The following is a 17,314-nucleotide window of genomic DNA, read 5'->3' on the forward strand; positions in this document are numbered from 1 at the left end:
TTGCCGCCTTCCTGCAACTCGAATTATTTAGAGTATATAGGTAGCGCCAGACGCGTAATACGTTAATACACACACGTCGCATAACCTGCTGTGCTTGCCGGCTTAATGGCGCAGTTTTGTTGCCTGGTATTCTCATCCACGCCGCAATACATGCCGCCGCTCGAGGTTGATTTAGATAAACAGGGATAGCCCTGCGTCGGCCAGCCTAACGAGCTACAGGATTCGCCGCATCAGAGCGCAACTGAACGCTGCCCTGATATACCGGGTTCGTTACACTATCGGCCTGAGGGGGAGTGCCGTTAATAGCCGCAGTTTGCTCAGTGAGTTCCTGCCATGCGCCGCTGCTTCGCACGGCCTGGGCGAAGAAAGGCGTTAAACTGAGGGCGCATAGCAGCAGCCAGAATAAAAAACCGACACACTTTTTCGATTTCACTGACGTACCTGAGAAAGGTCCATTTCGTTGCAGTTCATTCCGTGAATACAAAAACGTAAAAATGCATCGCTACCGGAACAACGCCAGCCGCAAGGGATACCCAGGTTGGGCGACGCAATGCGTCACCCAACATTCAAAGGCGCTCCCGGCCCCATTCACTACGGCACCCGGCACGAGCCTAAGCCCGAGGTCGTCGATTTTTCACGATTACAGGTTGTCTGGCCGGTCGTTTCGTTAAATGAACAGTAGACCTTATTGCTTTGACCTTCATCTTGCGACACATAATCCCAGGACGATGTCGTCGGCCATTGCAACGTGCCGATAACGCTCTGCAACGCTTTCAGATCGTCCAGCGAGGCCATATTTTCCTGCGATCCGCAAAGATGTGTCAGCGATGTTTCAACGTGCTCGGACTGATAATAATAGTTCGACGCCCAGTATTCGTTAGTCATCAGCCAGGTATACTGGGGCATGGCAGAGAGCTCGGCTTTCAGATACGGGCGGCGCAGCGTAACGCCGTTCACCTGCACGGTATCCGGCATATGACCCCAGTATGACGCATACGGCGTATCCGGGCTGGTTTGTACCGTAAAGATTGCATCCACACTCGCCGCCTCATCAAATTGATTCGCAAGCGCCGCCGTGACAGACGTTTTTAACCCCGACGATTTATCCTGAGTTAACGTAAACCGCAACTTACCGTCATCGCCAGTGAAGCCAGACCATTTTGTGCTGAGGCCATTCTGGTTATTAAACACCACTGCCGTACCCGCAGGTGCAACCGGCGTCAGCATCATATTCGCTGGCGAAGTTGTAAACGGAACCGGCTCGCCAATCACGCCGGGATCAATGTATTGCTTATCCACCGCACCGCGCGAATAAGCGTATCCACGCGTCAACAGTACGGCCACCCCGGCCTGCGGCTGCCCGTCGTCGTTAGTCACCGTTACCGTCATCGGTATCGTTTCGCCTTTTTTCGCCACGGCCGCTGATTTATCGGCGTTCCATGCGTCGGAAGAGAGCGCGATATTCAGCCCGCTGCGCGGTTTTGTCAGGCAGAGTTGTAAGTAGTAGTTACCCGGGTTTTCCGACATGCTGTAGTCTTTCCCCGTCTTGAGATCTTTATACTGCCAGTAAAGGGTTGAGCCTTTCAGCAGGCTATCGCCAGCCCACCACCGCTTCCCGACGGGCAATCCAATATCGGTCACCACCTTGCCGCTTGGGTGATCCTTGTACAGCGCCGTGAAATCATCTATCGCAGCCATCTGATTCATCGGACACCCACCGTAATTACCGGTATTAAAATTATTCACCATGATCCAGTATTCATTGGTTTCGAAATAGGTATCCGTGTGCGCCTCCGATGAGGGCTCGCCTACCACCAGCGGGCGCTTAAACTCCGCACCGTTGCTGGCGGTGAAGGTCTCCGGCATATGGCCGTACATGTTGGCCTTGTCGCTGTCCGGGCTGGTGAGGACGGTGAACACCACCGGCAGCGATGAGGTCGCCGTCGGCGTATCGTACAGACTCGCGGTCAGCAGGTTTTTCAACCCTATGCCGCCGGGTTCGGCAAGTGTCAGAGTCAGCGTACCGTCCGCGCCGGTGGTGCCGGTCAGAGCCGATGTGGCATAGTAAAACTGTTGCTGCGCACCGGCGAGCGGCGTCACCGTCATGTTGGTGGCGTTGGTGGTGTTAAATTTATTATAGTCAGTGTTGCGCGGCGTCCCGGCGTCGCGTTTAAGCGAAAAAGCCGTATAAGGCACCGGGTTGCCCATCGCATCGGTAGTGGTGATGAGCAGCGGGATCGACTCGCTGTTTTTCGCCTTCACCGCCTGAATAGCGTCATCCATCGCCTGCGGGGAGGTGAGGGTGATCTGCGTGGCCTGCGGTATCGGCGTCCTGGCGCAAATTTGGTACTGCCAGGCAATGCTGGGCGAGCTGTTTTCTGACCGACGCGAACCATCAGCCAGATCGACTGCGTAATAGAAGTCAACTTTTGCCCCGCTGGAGAGTGACGTCGAGTTCGATCCGCTCCAGTAAGAATAGTAGACCGGCCAGCCCTGGGCAGTATTTATCGTTCGGTTCGGGTATTTGCTGTAGAGCGAATCCAGCGCCTCAACGGCAGGGTAATAGCCCGCCGCGCAACGGGCCGGATTTGCCCCTTCACTGGCTGGCCCATGAAAAACCGCCCAGGTTTCGTTGGTTTCTTGCTTAGTCGTAGTATTGTCCGTACTGGCCAGCTCAGCGTACAACAGCGGGCGCTGGTACACCGCACCATCTGCCGCCGTCAGCGACGGCGCCATATGCCCCCACATGCGGGCGACGCCGACATCCGGGCTGGTGACGACGGTAAAGATGGTGTCGATGCTGGCGCTCACGGCGGCATTTTCATACAGCGTCGCGTTAATCGCGGTGCGGGTGCCGTGGGTGTCCGGGCGGGTAACACTAATAATGCGGGTGCCGTCAGGGCCGGTCTGCGACCCCATTTTAGTGGTGGTCCAGGCCAGCGATTCGCCGTCGATCACCACGGGCGTCACGATGCCTTGCAGATCGTCACCGTCCTGGGCGGTATACTTTTCGCCCCGGCGATCGTAACCGTCGCCGCGGGTGAGCACAAACGGCGCTTCCGGGATCGGGTTGCCGCTGGCGTCCTTCACCGTCACCTTGAGCTGTAGGGTATCGCCCTTTTTCACTTTGACTGCATGCACGTCGCTGCCGTCGTACCACAGCGATGGATCGACCGGTTCAATGGTGATGGCGGCTGGTACCGGGTTGTCGCTGGCCAGGCAGCTGGCATAAATGGAGTCGGTGTTGCCCGCGGAGACGTTGCCATCCTTCAGCGCGATCCATTTCCACGTGCTGGCGCTCTGGAAGGTGGACGACCAGTAGTTCAGATAGACTGGCCAGCCCTGAATGCCGTTAATTTTGCCACCGCTGTTGGCGTTATACAGCGCCTCAAGCTGGTCGATGCGCGGCAGGCGGTTCGCCGCGCAGCCGCCCGCATCCGGATTGCCCGCCGCGTCGGTGTGGGCCACACGCGTCCAGGTCTCATTGCTCTCGTCCTGGGTACGCAGCGGGTTGCTCACTTCATCCGCCAGTTTGGGCCGCTCAAAGGTCCAGTCACCCACGGTAATTGTGTCGGCCATATGGCCCCACATTTTGGCTTTTGCCGTATCCGGGCTGGTGGCGACGGTAAACTTCACGCTGCGGGAAACCGGCGTATTGATGTATGAATGGATGGGCACGATGCTTAACTGTGTCAGCAACCCCACGCCCTTATCCTGGGTGAGGATAATGGTCGCATCGCCGTTGGCGTCGGTGATCCCCTGATAAACCTGTCCGGCAACGTAGCCGACGCCGTCAAACTGCATCTCGCCGTTGCTGGTATCGGTAAAACCGGTCGTCAGCCCGTCGCGCCGCCTGCCGTTCGCCATGGTGACGGTGAAGTCGGTATTGCCGATCGCCATGCCGTTAAGAGCGTTGCGCGAATGGATGTTCAGCTTAATCTGTTCACCCACTTTGGCGGTCATATCGGCGTTTTTGGTCGCCGGGTCGTCGTTGAAATAGACGTCCAGCACCGCCACCATTTCATTGGCCGAGCAGGTCAGGTAGTTCGGCGTATCGGTAAATTTGCCGCTATCGCCGTTTTCGAGGTTGACGTGTACCGTCCCGGAGGCGTCGCTGTCGGCGGCGATGAAATAATCTTCAGTCGGCCAGCCGTGCTCGCTTTCCATCTGCCCGCCCGCATGTTCGCTGTACAAATGCGCCAGCGACGACTGATCCGGCACCTGGCCGGTACCGCACTGCGCGGTGGCCGACGCCACGGAGTTAAATGTCGCCCACTGTTCGTTGTTTTCGTCGAACTGGCCGTCTTTATGGCTGGCCTCCACCGCCAGCAGCGGACGTTTGTACAGGTTGCCCGCGTCCACCACGCCGCGCATATGGCCCCACATGTTGGCGCCGTCCACGTCCGGGCTGGTGATTACGGTGAAAATCACGCTAAAGGGCAACTCGACGTTGCCGCCTTCGTCGTCCGGCATCACGATGCGGATAGGCGTTTCGACCCCCATACCGCTGTCGTGTTTTAACGTCAGATGCGCCTGGCCGTTAACGTCAGTCACGCCGGTATAGTGCTCCGGCGACGAGGCTCTCATGCCTTCGGAATCGACGGTGACCCGCTGGTTATCCCACGCGTCCTGATGCTCCCCTTTGCGGTTTGTCGCCGGGTCGATAAACAGCTCCATATAACGGTAAGGCAGCGGTTTTTGCGTGTCCCGGTCAACCACTGTCATCACCAGATCAATCGACTCCCCTACCCGCGCTTTATACGGCCCTTGCGGGGAGAGAGTAATCTGCGGGTGCGCCGCAGGCTGGGCTTTATCCACACAGCTGACCAGCAGCGTGTCGCTGTCGGCGGCCCTGGCAACCGACGCGCTGTTCATATGTACGGCAGCGTGGTAGCCGCTCATCTGATCTTTGGTCGACGACCAGTATTCGGCATCGTCCGTCGCCGGCCAGCCGGTGTACGTTGCCAGCGTACTGTGCTCATGTCGCATCTGCACCAGTTGTTCGGCGTCCGGCAGAATATTGCAATGGTTATCGGCGCCGTTCCAGTCGAACAGCGCCCAGGTTTCGTTGGTATCGACGACGCTTTTGTCAGCGCCGCTCGCTTCCGCCGCCAGCTTCGGGCGGGTGAAGGTGTAGGTTATACCGTTCAGCATCGCGGTGGTGCTCTCCACCATATGGCCGTACATACTGGCCTTATCGCTGTCCGGACTGGTGATAGTGGTGAAAATGACGGCGGTTTCGGCCGTAAGCGCCGGGAAGTTGACCGAGCTGACAACCAGCGGCGTTTTGACGCCGGGGCCTTCCTTCTGGGTGACCACCACCGTGGCGTTGCCGTTGGCGTCAGTGACGCCGCGATATTCCGTTTGGGTGGTCGTAAGTTCGGTATCGCCAACGCGAACCGGGTTGGCATTGTTGACCACACCCTGGCGGTTTTCCGCATCTTTACGGCGGATGACAAACGGCGCGTTGCCTTCAGGCGTGCCGTCGCACGCTTTGGTGGTGATGGTGAGGGTGATGCTCTCCCCTACCTTCACTTTTGATGCCTCAAAAGCCGAATCAACGTGATCGCCGCTGACCGTAACCGGCGTGTCAGTGGCCGGTTTAATGTTGAGCGTCACTTTCGGGCTTAACAGCGGAATGGTCGCATAATTCGGCACCCCGGTATTCGTAAAGAGCCACAGCGCGGGAACGTTGGTTTCATCTTCCACCTGCGCCCACGCCACCAGCTGTCGCCCGGCGAGGTTTTGGGCGCAAAAGGTCAGGTTCGGAACCGGCTGCGGCGAGAGCGGCGTGTCGGGCGTGGCGGCATCGGCCCATACCAGCCCCATGGCGGGCGGCTGGCGGTTTTCCCAGGCGATGGTGGGCGGATCGCTAAAGAGATCGCCTTCGGTATCGGTGGAATTGACCGCCTGCATCGAGGTTGAGGTAGCATCCGCGCTAAAATCGCGCGGCATGGCGCTGAATTCAATATCGTGGGTTTTGCTCGGGTCAAGCAACGTACTGCCCTGATACAGGGGGATAATGGCCCCGTCGGCCAGCGGCGCGGTGCCGTTAACCGCGCCGGTGACTGAGTTCAGCTCTTGCCAGGTTCCGCCCTTCAATAGCGCCTGCGCAGGCGCGATCGACGCTGCAAACATGATCAGTAATGTCAGTAAGAAATGTACAACTTTATTCACTTGCCGATTCCTGTCCATGAGCGATAGCCACCCGTTTTCATTCTCTGTCGTAATTCAACCCACTTTGCTTAGCGCGCGGCTAAGCAAAGTGCGCGGAAAATACCACTCCCCGCGGGGAGTGGTATGTTGAGGACAACTTATTTGCGTTTGTAGTCGATGGACAAAGCAAAGCCCTGGACACCGTCGGTACCCACGGTAACGCCGCCTTCCGCACCCTCGAACGCCGTTTTCGCGTCGGCATTGGTAAGCGGGATGACAAGGTCTTTATCGTTCCAGCTTTCGTTGACAATACCGCCGGTACCAGTACCTGCAATTTTACTGGTGCCGACGAATTTCCAGCGGTAGTCATACTGGCTGGTAACGTCTTCACCGGTATCATAGGTACCGTTGCTGTTCTTATCGCTCCACAGCAGCACTTTATAGGTGGTGTCGGTTTTGAGCGGAGTAGAGGTACCCAACAGGTTGGTGGTTGAGCCAGACTCATAGATAACCACATGGACGTTTTCATCGACCACCGGACCTTCCGGAATTTCGTCATCATCCGAACCACCACCCGCATCGGTCGACAGGTCTTTCAACAGCAGTTCGGTTGCTACGGCAGGGTCACCGGTAGTGGTGGTTGGCGTGATTTTGATACCGATATAATGGTCTGCGTCACTCGCCTGAATTTCATAGGTATCGCTACCTTTGGTGCCAATCTCTTCGGGATTGCTACCATTCTGGTCGCTGTATCTCATCCACTGCACCGTCTGTTTCGTGGCGGCGTTGTTGGCGTCAAGGTCGCCTTCCGTATCGCCAATCGCCCAGTTCACCGTGACCTTATCGCCAACGTGAAACTGCTTATCGCCTTCGGTCACAACGGTACGATCGCCGCGATCGATAGTTACCGTTACGTGATCTTTGTCGGTATCCGCAGTTTTATCCGCCGCGCGGGTAATCCACGGCACCGTGCCCTGAATGGTGCCCGTCTGTTCAGAGACAATCTGCCACTGCCCCGATTTCAGATTACCGTTTGCCGCCACCGCTGGCGCGGCGCAATATCCGGCAACTACTAATGCTAAAGCGACCTTCGTCAGCCGCCGTTTTACTGTTGCTTGCATTCAGACTCTCCTTTTTCTCCAAATTCAGCGGCTGGCTGGTCAGCCATAACGCTGACGCTATTTCTGGCTATACGTAACGCGTATGCCGTAACCCTGAACGCCATCTTCCTCATTGGCGGCAAACTTCTGCGCCGCCTCTTTATTGGTTACTGGCAGGACAAGGTCTTCATTCATGGTGTTGGCCAACGCGCCGGTATGTCCGTTTGTACTCTGCCCGGTAAACTCCCACTGGTAGTCGTACAGCGCCATCTCTTCTTCCGTGAGCTGCTCGGACATCTGAAAAACATTGTCTTTATTCTTGTCGCGCCACAGCAGGAAACGGTAGGTATTATTGACCGTAGGGTGCTTATCTTCTTTGCCGATAAGGTTGACAGGGTTGGCGGCTTTGACCTGATAAATCACCGCATTCAGCGCGCTCAGGTTGTCGCCGATAAAAGTGACGTCAACGTAGTTACTGTCGCCATAGGCGTCTGCTTTCGCCTTCCAGCGGAAAGTGCCTGGCAGGGTGCTGGAAAGCGTCACCGTCCCCGCTTCTTTATCACGGCTGGCAATAAACACGCAGGGGGTTTCCGTGGTGCAGGGCGTCTGGGCCAGGGTGACTTTTTTATCATTGCTGTCGTACAACACGGGCGTCATGGCATCGTCCACCAGTTCGTTGCCATTGCGATCCGTGGAGTCGCCAAAGGAGTCGGTGATCAGGAGATCCATCACCACGCCGTCTTCGCCATCGGCCAGCGCGCTGGCTTCATGGCTGTGATCGCTGCGATCGGTATCGGCAATGTTGTCGACGATCAGCTCAATTTTGCGATCCTGCTGGACGGTGATTTCCACCACGCCGGAGTTCTGCTTATTGCCCTTTTCATCTTCCAGCGTCATGCGTACTTTCCAGGTATTCAGGGCGGTGCGCTGCTCTTCGGTATCGGCGTTAACCCAGGCAGGAAGCACCAGATTCCAGCTGTTATTGTTGCCTTCGGTTAACGCATTCGCTTTTACCACCGGCATCACCAGCGTACGGGCGGCGTTGTTTTTCGCCTGCCAGGAAGCAGAAATAATTTTGTAATGGTGGTTAATCAGCGCGTTGACCGTCCACTTACATTTCTCCAGCCCCACCGCGGCCTCAGGCGTATCTTCAATCACGCATTCCGGGTGTTCGTTGGTGGCGTCAGCCTTCAGCCACAGCGTGACGTCCAGCGGATCTTTCTCACGATATTCGAGAATGATGAAATTGTTGCGATCGACAAAATCGGTGCGGCTGCCCATTAAGGAGTGCTGAATTTTAACGTTTTCCGGATCGAGTTGCGCCGCCAGCGGCGTGCCTATCTGGTAGTTCACGGTCGCGTTAACGCTAAAATCGTTACTATCGCCAGTACCGGCTTTGTAATCCGTACCAACCGTGACCAGCGGTACCGGCGTATATTCCAGCCCCAAAGTGACGGCATGAGGATCTTTTTGCAGATTATCGGTGCCAAACAGCGCTACTTCATCGCCGTAGTACTGTTCGTAAACTAATTTAGCGCCAAGCTGCGGATAAAACGGCAGCCAGCTTTCCATGCGGATATCCCAGCCGCGCGCGGGTCGTTCTTCATAAAAGTCGAAATCTTCGGAGTCTTTCCAGTCAGAAAGAGGATGGTAATAGTTGCCGGAGAATTTCAGGTAATCCGTCCAGGCTTCGGTTCCCAGACCTAATCGACGGTGACCGCGCGTAAAATCGTAGTCATAGAATGCGTTGCCGCCAAGCAGCCAATTGCCGACGTTCTGGCGCACGCCAAGCCCAAAGTTACCAATGGTGCGGTCTTCCTTACGCTGAGCCGAAATCTGGCTAAAGAAAAGCGTGCTCTGATTGTCATACCAGGGAATAAAATAATCCAGCGAACTGCCGTCCAGATCGCCGCCTTCGCCCACGGTGAGGCTGGTACGGATCTTGCCATAAGGTGACATTACGCCTTCAAGATATGACTGTGCTGAGGAAGTAATTTGGTTTTGCAAATAGCTACGCGCCTGGGATTCCAGCGCTTCCGGGGTGAGATTATCAAAGCCCTGGGTGGCGGAATTAATAAAGTAGTCAGCGCCCTGTTCTTTAAAGGACTTTCCTTTATTTTCCTGTTCTTCTTTTTTCGCGGATTCGCTGGCTAAATCAGGCAGAGAGGAGTGGCTTTCATCATTTGCAGATACAGAGTTATCTGCGCCGGAAGCCGCAACTGATACTCCAGACACTACTAGCAAAACCAGAATGCGAATCCTTCGCACCATATGATATCCCTGTCGTTAAATAAACACGCCTCGATGAAAAGATATTATATGGATGATTCAGATGGAATCATAACTAACAGACCTAAATATATTCCTAAAAAGAAAAGTTTAATATGAAACAGACTTATAATATTGATATAATAAATAAAAAGAAGGCTGTTATTTATTTCTAATATTAATTATCGGGAATAATATTCTCTATAAATAGTTGAATCAATAAAAAGAATAAAATAGCCGCCGGCAGGATACTATGCTGATATTACGGGAGTATCGAATAACGCTTTTGCCCTTAGCCGGATAAGACGTCGGCGCCTCTGCTCTGCGGCGCAACGTCGACAGCGGTTTTATTGATTGGAAATGACGAAGTTAACCCGTTTTTTTGAAATTAAACCATGACCGTTCTGGCAAAAATAGTCCACTGCGCCGCAGGCTTTCAAAACCTGTAACGGCTGGCGGCAGTCAGGACACATTGCCTGTAACGAGAAATCTTTAGCGCATGTCTCGCAATGCGCAGTATCGCCATTGCGCTCCAGCGCGTGATGGCAAACGGGGCAGGTTATTTCCATAACATTCTCCTCAGGCGCGTGACCCACTTTTACTTGAAAGGCCTGATAGCGCAGCGCTTGTCAGGCCTGGAATATTACTGAAAAAGCATTACTTGCTTTTCTTGATATGTTTCATCAGACGCTTACGTTTGCGCATTTGCGTTGGCGTCAGTGTGTTACGCTTGTTCGCATACGGGTTCTCCCCTTCTTTAAACTGAATGCGAATCGGCGTCCCCATCACTTCCAACGACTTGCGGAAGTAGTTCATCAGATAGCGCTTATAGGAGTCTGGCAGATCTTTTACCTGGTTGCCGTGAATCACCACAATCGGCGGGTTATAGCCGCCAGCGTGGGCATATTTCAGTTTTACACGGCGACCACGCACCAGCGGCGGCTGATGATCTTCCACCGCCATCGTCATGATACGGGTCAGCATCGCAGTGCTCACCCGGCGAGTGGAACTGTCGTAAGCCTCGCGTACGGACTCAAACAGGTTGCCGACACCGCTGCCGTGTAGCGCAGAGATAAAATGAACGCGGGCAAAATCAATAAAGCCCAGACGGAAATCCAGCGTCTCTTTCACCTGCTCTTTGACTTCCTGGCTCAGGCCATCCCATTTGTTGACTACGATAACGAGTGAGCGCCCACTATTGAGGATAAAGCCCAGCAGAGACAAATCCTGGTCGGAGATCCCCTCGCGCGCATCGATAACCAACAGTACGACGTTAGCGTCTTCAATCGCCTGCAACGTTTTAATCACCGAGAACTTTTCTACCGCATCGGTGATTTTTCCGCGCTTACGCACCCCCGCCGTGTCAATCAGCACATATTCCCGTTCGTCGCGTTCCATCGGGATATAAATGCTGTCGCGAGTGGTGCCCGGCATGTCGTATACCACCACGCGCTCTTCGCCGAGAATACGGTTAGTGAGTGTGGACTTACCTACGTTCGGGCGACCGACAATCGCCAGCTTGATCGGCAGGCTTTGCGGGTCAAAATCATCTTCCGGCGCTTCTTCGCCATTTTGTTCCGCCTCGAACTGCGCCCAGTATTCCGCGTCTTCATCCACCTCTTCCTGCGGCGCGACATCATCCATCCACGGCAGAAGCACATGTTCCAGCAGGCTCAATACGCCGCGACCATGTGAGGCGGCGATAGGATAAATTTCGCCTAATCCCAGCGAGTAAAAATCGACAACCGCCTGATCGGGATCGAGACCATCCGTTTTATTCGCCACCAGGAAGGTCGGTTTTTCACGGGAACGCAGATGTTTGGCAATCGCTTCATCCGCCGGCATCAGGCCAGCGCGCGCATCTACCATGAATAACACTACATCCGCTTCTTCAATCGCCAGCAGCGACTGTTCCGCCATCCGCGTTTCGACGCCGTCTTCGGTGCCGTCAATACCGCCGGTGTCGATACAGATAAACTCGCGGCCTTCAACTTCCGCACGACCGTACTTACGGTCACGAGTCAGACCCGGGAAATCCGCAACCAGCGCATCTCGGGTGCGGGTCAGACGGTTAAATAGCGTGGATTTTCCGACGTTAGGGCGCCCGACAAGCGCGACCACAGGTACCATGTTTAAAGCCTCATTAAAAAAATCATCAGACAACGCGCGCATTTTGCGCCATTGTTAAAAACAGGAAAACGGCCCCTACACCAGGAGCCGTTTTTTAAAACGCACAACCGTGACGATTAACGCGTAATCGCGTAGACCGTACCGTCTTTGGCCTGGATGAGCAGTTTACCATCCGCCACCGTCGGTTCGGTCAGGAAACCGGAACTGTCTACTTTTTGTTGGGCCACAAAACGCCCGTCATCAACATTAATCCAGTGCAGATAACCTTCGCTATCGCCGACGACTAAATCACCATTATACAGCACCGGGGAGGTCAGCAAACGGTGCAGCAGATCGCTTTGCGTCCACAGCGTTACGCCGCCGTCAGTGGTCAGCGCCAGCACGCGATCGTTCTGATCGACCAGGTAGATACGGTCGCCGTCGACGATAAAGTCATTGACCGAACCCAGCTCGCGTTTCCACATAATCTGACCACTGCGCAGATCCAGCGCCGTTAAGTTACCATTATACGCCAACGCGTAAACGACGCCGTTTACCACAACCGGCGTGGTATCAACGTCGCTCAGACGGTCAATTTCCGTTGGGCCAGTGGCCTGGGAGATACGCTGTTGCCAAATCATCTGGCCTTGTTGCATCAACACGGCGCTGACGCGGCCATTATCACCACCAACGATAGCCGCGCCGAACGCGGTTGCAGGCGCAGATTCCCCGCGCAGCGACAGCGAAGGCATATCCAGGTTCACCGTCCATTTAATGACGCCATCCGCCTGATTTAGCGCCTGCAACTGACCGTTGCTGGTATGGATAAGGACAATTCCATCACTGACAACCGGACGAGACAACGCTTCGCCTGCGACCTTCGTCTGCCATGCTGTGGTACCGTCGCTGGTATTCAGCGCATAAACCTCGGCCTTTTCACTGCCGATATAGACGTGACCGCCCGCGACCGTGACGCCGCCGGACAACAACGCGGACGAACGAGAGAACCAGCCGTCTTTCTCGCCCAGATTCACAGACCAGATCTCTTTGCCATCATCCGCATTGAGCGCTTTTACCACGCCCGCGCGATCGGCTGCATAGACCACGTTATCTGCCATTACCGGATGAAGGTTAGAATAAAATTCGCCAATTCCGTTACCGACAGAGGTGCTCCAGACAGTGGTCGGGGTAAACTGGTTTTCAACCTGCGGTAATGGAGACATCTTGACGACATCTTCTTCACCGCTAAACAGTGAACAGCCGCTGAGCAGGGTAACGGAAAGCAACCCTGGCAGAAGTAATTTACGCAATTGCATCGGGTCCCTCTCAGATGGACAAATTATTGATTTTCATCTGCATCATTTCGCTCAACGCCGGAGAAGCATCGCTATTGACGCCCGCTTCCCATGCGCTGCGCGCGCCTTTTTTATCACCCTTACTCAGCAACGCTTCGCCGCGCAAATCAGCGACAATGGCCGTCCATCCTTCGCCTTTAACGGCATCCAGAGTTTTCAGCGCGGCGTCAGCTTGCTTAAGCTGTAACTGAACGCGAGCGAGACGCAGATTAATCACCGCTTTGAGATTTTCATCGCTGGTGGCCGCCAACCCCTGCTGCAACTGGGCTTCGGCTTTTTTAAGTTCATTCTTATCCACAAACTGCTGCGCCAGTTCCATAGACGCCAGCGCACCATAGGTATTTTTATTCTCAGCCGCGAATTTTTCAGCGGCGGGAATGCTATCCGGCTTATCGGCGCTTACCGCCGTCACCGCATTTTGATACGCCAGAGAAGCAGCACGCGCGGACTCCGTCTGATGGCTGCTCCAGTAACGCCAGCCAACCAGCGCGCCAACCCCTAAAATCACTCCGACAGCCAGCGCTTTGCCGTTTTCGGCAAAGAAGCGTTTAATCGCATCCACCTGGTCGTGTTCGTTCTCGTAAATTTCCACGCTGTCCTTCTCCTTAGCCCAATAAAGTGCGCAAATGCGCGGCGACGCTGTCCTGCGCCACTGCCGTTTGCTCACCGGAGCGCAAATCCTTCACTACAACAGTCCCATCGGCGACTTCAGATTCGCCAAGAACCAGTGCAATACGGGCGCCCCACTTATCGGCGCGGGCAAACTGTTTCTTAAAGTTGCCGCCGCCGTGGTTTGTCATTAGCTTCACGCCTGGCATTTCATCGCGCAGCCGCTCCGCCAGCGTCATTGCCGCAGACTGCGTTTGTGCGCCGGCAGCTACCAGGTATATATCGACAACAGGAGAGGCAATAAATTCCGGATTAACTGCCTGAACTAACAAAACAAGTCGTTCCAGGCCCATCGCAAAGCCCACTGCCGGGGTAGCGCGACCGCCCAGTTGTTCCACCAGACCGTCATAACGACCACCCGCACAGACGGTGCCTTGTGACCCCAGACTGTTTGTTACCCATTCAAATACGGTGCGGTTGTAGTAATCCAGACCGCGTACCAGACGCTGGTTGACGGTGTAGGCAATCCCCGCCGCGTCCAGCAATTTACACAGGCCGGCAAAGTGCTCGCGTGAATCGTCATCGAGATAGTCGCCGAGAGCGGGCGCGTCGTTGAGCAGCGCCTGCACGTCCGGATTTTTTGAATCCAGCACGCGCAGCGGATTGGTATACATACGGCGTTTGCAGTCTTCGTCCAGCGTCTCTTGATGCTGTTCGAGGAACGCGACCAGCGCATCGCGATAGTTCGCACGCGCCTCTAATGAACCAATAGAGTTCAGCTCCAGGCTAACGTGGTCAGCGATGCCCAGCGCGCGCCACCAGCGTGCGGTCAGCATAATCAGCTCCGCGTCAATATCCGGGCCTTGTAAGCCGAAGACTTCGGCGCCTAGCTGATGGAACTGACGGTAGCGGCCTTTTTGCGGACGCTCATGACGGAACATCGGGCCGATATACCACAAACGCTGTTCCTGATTGTACAGGAGACCATGTTCGATGCCGGCGCGTACACAGCCCGCCGTACCTTCAGGGCGCAATGTCAGGCTATCGCCGTTGCGATCCTCAAAGGTGTACATCTCTTTTTCAACTACGTCAGTAACTTCACCGATCGCACGTTTGAATAACGGGGTCTGCTCTACAATCGGCAAGCGGATTTCACTGTAACCGTAGCTGCCGAGCACGTTTTTGAGTGTGCCTTCAATGCGCTGCCAGATGGCGGTTTCGCCAGGCAGATAATCGTTCATGCCGCGAATGGCTTGAATGTTTTTTGCCACGTTTATTCTCTTTCTGAATATAAAAATGAACCCTCAGCGCTTCCCCGAACGAACCGGGAGCCATGCGGGTTCAATCATACACGGGAAGCGCGCCGCTTCCCATCACGTTCTTATTTTTCAACCTGCAGCACGTCAATCCGACGCGCTTCATCAAGTTGACTTGCTTTCGCGCGAATACGGGATTCAAGCTGCGCGATCATATCGTCGTTATCGAGTCTGTCCTTACGCACGCCGTCTTCATACAGGCCGCTTTTCTTATTGCCGCCCGTCACGCCCAGCGTTGATACCAGCGCTTCGCCCGGCCCGTTCACCACGCAACCGATGATCGAGACGTCCATCGGGGTGATGATATCTTCCAGACGCTGCTCCAGCGCGTTCACCGTGCCGATAACGTCGAACTCCTGGCGAGAACAGGTCGGGCAAGCGATGAAATTGATGCCGCGCGCGCGAATGCGCAGCGACTTCAGGATATCAAAACCGACTTTGATCTCTTCCACCGGATCGGCCGCCAACGATACGCGCAGCGTGTCGCCGATGCCTTCCGATAACAGCAGACCTAAACCGATCGCCGACTTGACCGCCCCGCTACGCGCGCCGCCCGCTTCGGTGATCCCCAGATGCAGCGGCTGATCGATCTGTTTAGCCAACAAACGATAAGACTCAACGGCAAGGAATACATCGGACGCTTTTACGCTCACTTTGAACTGATCAAAGTTGAGACGATCAAGATGATCCACATGGCGCATGGCTGATTCCAGCAGCGCCTGCGGCGTCGGCTCACCGTATTTTTCCTGCAGATCTTTTTCCAGCGATCCAGCATTTACGCCGATACGAATAGGGATGTTTTTGTCTCGCGCGCAGTCCACCACCATGCGAATGCGTTCTTCGTTACCGATATTGCCGGGGTTAATACGCAAGCAGTCAACGCCGTATTCCGCCACCTTCAGCGCAATGCGGTAGTCGAAGTGAATATCGGCAACCAGCGGGACGTTAACCTGCTGTTTGATAAGCTTGAACGCTTCGGCGGCGTCCATTGTCGGTACAGAAACACGAACAATATCTGCGCCAACGCGCTCCAGCGCTTTGATCTGATTAACCGTCGCTTCCACGTCAGTGGTACGCGTGTTAGTCATCGACTGGACGGCGATGGGGGCGCCATCGCCAATCGGCACATTCCCAACGTAAATACGTGTCGATTTTCTACGTTGAATCGGAGCCTGGTTATGCATGAAAAATCTCCCGCGTTACCCGTCTGTTACTGCGCCGGTGTCGGTTCGGCATTAAGGGTCAGACGCGCAACCTGATTAGTTCTGATAAAGCGGCTCAGATCGACAGGTTTTCCTTGATACTGGATCTGCACCGCGGCCGGCGCGCCAATTTTAAGTTTATAAGGCGCCTGACCGGTTAGGTTTAAATTACCATCTTTACGCTGCATACCGCTAAACAGCTTCTTACCCGTGGCGTCAGTGACTTCGAGCCAGCAGTCAGCGGTAAAATTCATCACCAGCGCGTTCGGATCGGCAGCAGGCGCCGCTACGCCAGCCTGACTGGTTGGCAGCGCGGACGGCGTTTCCGTTGCCGCTGGCGCGGCAGATGTCGCAGCCGTATCGACATTCGCCTGCGAAGGCGCGACTACCGTATTTTGCGTCGCCGCCGCCGTTGGCGCTGGCGTTTGCGTCGCCGCCGTCGAATCAACCGGCGTCGCAGGAGCCGGAGCCGTTTGCGCTGGCGTCGTATCCTGGCTTGTCGCGGCACCGGTGTCCAGCGGTACGCTTTGGCCGCTGTCTTTATCTGCGTTCAGTTCAGCCGTGCTTTGATCGGCCATTGTCGTGATCTCTTCCTGCTGCGCCTTATGGTTCTGCCACCACCAGGCGCCGGTCAGCCCTACGACCACAAACAGTACCAGCCAGGTAAAAGACATTAACCAGCCGTCGCGTTTTTTACGACGCTTTCCTAATGAGAAACTCTGCATCGGGGCGACTTTGGCGGCGCGCAGCGGGGCCTGCTTTTCCAGCCCCGGCAGCAGTTCCTCTTCTGGAACATGCACCAGACGCGCATATGAGCGGATATATCCGCGCAGGAAGGTTGAAGCAAGATCGGACGGCGCCTTATCTTCTTCAATATCGCGTACCGTAGAAACCTTCAGGCAAAGTCGCTCAGCGACAGCCTGCTGGCTGAGTCCGAGTTGTTCACGGGCATTGCGCAGACGAACGCCGGTGGTTTGTGCTTCATTTTGGTCGTGCGTGGCTTCAGTATTCATTCGCTACAGCTACAGGTACGTGTAAATTAGGATTCAGGCGCCGACGAGCCGTAATGCCCGCCCACACCGCGAAACATCAGGTTAGTTAACCTTAGTCAGACAGTATAAGCCTGTCAGGCCGCAGATGACAAAACCGCTAAGACACAAGGCTAAACTCTTGTTGCACCATTACATACTGCCTTAAAG

11 protein-coding genes are annotated in these 17,314 nt (G+C 55.2%); all 11 read right to left on the reverse strand.

All coding sequences use genetic code 11. The annotated features are described in order from the left end of the window. Positions 1–205 precede the first annotated feature (205 nt). The 11 genes from EOS97_RS02315 to rodZ all read right to left on the reverse strand — a co-directional run bounded on the left by EOS97_RS02315 (position 206) and on the right by rodZ (position 17,128). Positions 206–433 (reverse strand): hypothetical protein, encoded by a 228-nt coding sequence (locus EOS97_RS02315; RefSeq protein ID WP_000837123.1) that lies wholly within the window; start codon positions 431–433, stop codon positions 206–208. Positions 434–591: 158 nt separating this feature from the next. Beyond that, entirely contained in the window at positions 592–6,195 is a 5,604-nt protein-coding gene (gene ratA, locus EOS97_RS02320) for a DUF823/DUF824 repeat adhesin RatA (RefSeq protein WP_000375779.1), read from the reverse strand. Positions 6,196–6,314: 119 nt separating this feature from the next. After that, positions 6,315–7,277: a SinI family autotransporter-associated protein gene (locus EOS97_RS02325; RefSeq protein ID WP_001149081.1), complete on the reverse strand. Its 963-nt coding sequence runs from the start codon at positions 7,275–7,277 to the stop codon at positions 6,315–6,317. Positions 7,278–7,334: 57 nt separating this feature from the next. Then, positions 7,335–9,527, reverse strand: a complete 2,193-nt coding sequence (gene sinH, locus EOS97_RS02330) for an intimin-like inverse autotransporter SinH (RefSeq protein ID WP_000252245.1) — start codon at positions 9,525–9,527, stop codon at positions 7,335–7,337. A 344-nt stretch (positions 9,528–9,871) separates the two neighbouring features. Further along, complete coding sequence (locus EOS97_RS02335; RefSeq protein WP_000406470.1) at positions 9,872–10,093, reverse strand: zinc ribbon domain-containing protein; 222 nt, start codon at positions 10,091–10,093, stop codon at positions 9,872–9,874. Positions 10,094–10,181: 88 nt separating this feature from the next. Further along, positions 10,182–11,654, reverse strand: a complete 1,473-nt coding sequence (gene der / locus EOS97_RS02340; protein ID WP_000249411.1) for a ribosome biogenesis GTPase Der — start codon at positions 11,652–11,654, stop codon at positions 10,182–10,184. Between the two features lie 116 nt (positions 11,655–11,770). Further along, positions 11,771–12,949 carry an outer membrane protein assembly factor BamB gene (gene bamB, locus EOS97_RS02345; RefSeq protein ID WP_001177073.1) on the reverse strand — a complete coding sequence of 393 codons (1,179 nt, stop codon included), beginning with the start codon at positions 12,947–12,949 and terminating at the stop codon, positions 11,771–11,773. 10 nt (positions 12,950–12,959) lie between these two features. Further along, the gene (locus EOS97_RS02350) at positions 12,960–13,580 is read right to left on the reverse strand and encodes a YfgM family protein (RefSeq protein ID WP_000409190.1); all 621 of its coding nucleotides are present in this window, start codon (positions 13,578–13,580) and stop codon (positions 12,960–12,962) included. 13 nt (positions 13,581–13,593) lie between these two features. Continuing rightward, on the reverse strand, positions 13,594–14,868 hold the full coding sequence (gene hisS / locus EOS97_RS02355) for a histidine--tRNA ligase (protein WP_001107139.1): 1,275 nt from the start codon (positions 14,866–14,868) through the stop codon (positions 13,594–13,596). Between the two features lie 110 nt (positions 14,869–14,978). Continuing rightward, a complete protein-coding gene (gene ispG, locus EOS97_RS02360; protein ID WP_000551804.1) occupies positions 14,979–16,097 on the reverse strand; it encodes a flavodoxin-dependent (E)-4-hydroxy-3-methylbut-2-enyl-diphosphate synthase in 1,119 nt (372 codons plus the stop codon). Positions 16,098–16,123: 26 nt separating this feature from the next. Next, on the reverse strand, positions 16,124–17,128 hold the full coding sequence (rodZ, locus tag EOS97_RS02365; RefSeq protein ID WP_001090890.1) for a cytoskeleton protein RodZ: 1,005 nt from the start codon (positions 17,126–17,128) through the stop codon (positions 16,124–16,126). Positions 17,129–17,314: the final 186 nt, after the last annotated feature.

The sequence above is a fragment of the Salmonella sp. SSDFZ54 genome, assembly GCF_004010735.1.
GTDB classification, from domain to species: domain Bacteria; phylum Pseudomonadota; class Gammaproteobacteria; order Enterobacterales; family Enterobacteriaceae; genus Salmonella; species Salmonella enterica.